The 2545-nt window shown below is 63.6% G+C and carries 3 protein-coding genes; 2 read left to right on the plus strand and 1 reads right to left on the minus strand.

Features of this window, described 5'->3' with window-relative positions; translation table 11 throughout:
* Window positions 1-455: 455 nt before the first annotated feature.
* Window positions 456-1259: a methyltransferase domain-containing protein gene (locus VF515_04520; GenBank protein HEX7406899.1), complete on the minus strand. Its 804-nt coding sequence runs from the start codon at window positions 1257-1259 to the stop codon at window positions 456-458.
* A 177-nt stretch (window positions 1260-1436) separates the two neighbouring features.
* Here VF515_04520 and VF515_04525 point away from each other — a divergent pair, with 177 nt between their 5' ends.
* Entirely contained in the window at window positions 1437-2048 is a 612-nt protein-coding gene (locus tag VF515_04525) for a methyltransferase domain-containing protein (GenBank protein ID HEX7406900.1), read from the plus strand.
* Window positions 2036-2545, plus strand: a 510-nt coding sequence (locus tag VF515_04530; protein ID HEX7406901.1) for a transposase, incomplete at its 3' end; no start/stop codon positions are given. The genes VF515_04525 and VF515_04530, both read left to right, overlap by 13 nt.

A 2545-nucleotide genomic window follows, 5' to 3' on the forward strand; every position in this document is an offset into this window, starting at 1 on the left:
CAGCGGGTTCCAGTCCGGGTAGCGATCGAAGCCGACGACGATCGGCCAGACGAGATCGGCGGGGGCATCGATGTCGATGGGCTCGGTGAGGACGTTGGCCGCGAAGAGGCCGGGGATGCGGCATGGATTGGCCGGATCGAAGGGCCCAAACGGTTTGGAGTTCAGCATGCCGTCAGCCTACTTGGTCACGCCGGCCATCGCCAACGCGGTGCAGCCACACGGTGGAGCCTGGGGACGTCGGGGTTGTGAAGAAATCTCCGCAGATTCCAAAACCGTTCGTCCCGAGTAGCGCACGTCTTCTCAGGGCGCGTATCGAGGGACCGTAAGCTGCCGACCTGCCTTGCAAACCGCCCCTCGATACGCGGCCGAAAAGAACGGCCGCTACTCGGGGTGAACGGATAGGAGATTCGGTTTTGATTTCTTCACAAACTCGCGGTCCCGTGGGACGCGGCCGGTTATTTCCGGCGAGCGATGAAGCGTCCCTGGGCGATCTTGCCGGCATGGGCGAGCTCTTGCAGGAAGGCAAACTCGCCCGCAATCGCGTTCATGACGTCGGTGTTGAAGCCGATGATGCGCATGGCGTCGTAGGTGAGCTGCATATCGACCATGCTGAGATACAGATCGACGTAGGACGGGAAGCGTCCTGTGTCTTCCGCCTCCACGATGGTGCAGCCGTTCTCTTTCAGCAGGCGGGAGTACCCTGGGATGTCCTGCACGTTGGCAAACTTCATGAAGCCCAAAAACCGCTCGGCCTCCGCATCGGACAGCCCGGCCGGCCCCTCGATCCAGTCGGTAAAGGCAATGGTCCCCCCAGGCTTGAGCAGGCGCGCCGCCTCGGCGATGAGCTTGGCCTTGTCGGTGACATAGCACCACGCGTCTTCACCCCACACAAAATCCGCGCTCGCTGCGGGAAGGCCGCTGTTGCAAACGTCAGCGAGCACCAAACGGATACGATCGCCGAGCCCTTCCTCGTCGCAGCGCTTGCGGCCGCGGTCGACGACCGTTTCGGTTGCGTCGACGCCCGTCATTGAGGCGACGTTGCGGAAGCGCACCAGGCAGCGCATGCCCGCGCCGTTACAACAGCAGAGGTCAACCCCGTGGTGTCCCGCGCCGATGCCGGCCCGCTCCGCCAGATCCATGGACGACTTGAAGCCGCCGATGTGGATCTGCTGGCCCATGAGGAGTTCCCAGAGATCTCCCTCTTGGCCGTTATAGACGGCGGTGACGTCCTTGAGACCAACATTGGGAATGGATTTCATCGGTGACCTCCTTTGTCCGACGAACATACCTACCGAACGGTCGGACGGGTCGAAATGACGATCGTTGCCGCCTGACATGACAAATGGCAGGTCAGCGAAACAGGTGGGGTCCCGCGTGGCGGTGGTCAAGGGAGAGCCGGGCTGGTAAGGTAAACTCGCGCTGGAAAGGAGCCGCGAATGGCTGCGCCATCGTGTGATCTAAATACGCAACGTTTGCGCGAAGCGATTCAGACCCTGTACACGCGCGTGGCGATGTTGTCTGAGGGCGCGTTTCACTTCCACCGCGGGCCCGCCTACGCCGCGGCCATGCTGGGGTACAGCGCGGAAGCCCTGGCGACACTCCCGGAAGAGGTGACGGCCGCGTTCAGCGGCATCGGGAACCCGCTCCGTATGGCGTTGCCTCAAAGGGGAATGACGGTGATTGACGTGGGTTGCGGTGCCGGTATGGACCTTCTGCTCGCCGGCCGTGCGGTTGGTTCAAACGGGCGGGTGATCGGGGTCGAGATGACCGAGGCGATGGCGGTGCGGGCGCGCACCGCAGCCCTCGCGTTGGGCCTCGGCAACGTTGATGTGCGTGTCGGCGACGCGATCGCGCTACCGGCCGACACCGAGAGCGCCGACGTGGTGATCTCGAATGGCGTCCTCAATCTGATCCCGGAGAAAGAGACCGCGGTGCGCGAGATGCATCGGGTGCTGAAACCCGGAGGCCAACTGCTCCTGGCCGACATTGCGCTTGAGACCGCAGTCTCCGACGAGGCGCGTCGCGATATTGACTTGTGGACCGCCTGAATTGCCGGTGCTCTGCCGGAGGCAGATCTTGTATCCCTACTCGGCGCACTCGGCTTTTCGGAGGTGAAGATTACCGAGCGGTTCGACTGCTTCCGCGAGACCTCGAAGGAAGCCGTGGCGCGCAAGTTCGGCGTGCACGGCGTCAACGTCTCCGCGCGGAAACCTCCTCGGCTTCCGGCGTGAGTAGCAGCCAGGGTGCGGCATTGGCCGAGCCCGGCCCCTGGGAGGAGCTGATGACCGCTCTCTGGAAGCAGGACTGGGTCGTCTACGTCAAACCCCCGTTCGGCGGGCCGGCGCAGGTGCTCAAGTACCTCAGCCGCTACACCCACCGGGTGGCTCTCTCCAACCAGCGTCTGCTCTCCGTTGCCAACGGCGTGGTGCGCTTCGAGTATGACGACTACGCTGATCCCGACGCGCGCAAGGAATTGTCCCTGCCCGCCACCGAGTTCCTGCGCCGCTTCCTGCTGCACGTCGTGCCGAAAGGCTTCATGCGCATC

Source organism: Candidatus Binatia bacterium (assembly GCA_036382395.1).
Taxonomy (GTDB): Bacteria; Desulfobacterota; Binatia; order HRBIN30; family HRBIN30; genus JAGDMS01.

What these genes read in the sequence shown, in the direction of transcription:
- VF515_04520 (HEX7406899.1), bottom strand. Translation starts at nt 1,259, where the DNA reads ATGAAATCCATTCCCAATGTTGGTCTCAAGGACGTCACCGCCGTCTAT.
- VF515_04525 (HEX7406900.1), top strand. Translation starts at nt 1,437, where the DNA reads ATGGCTGCGCCATCGTGTGATCTAAATACGCAACGTTTGCGCGAAGCG.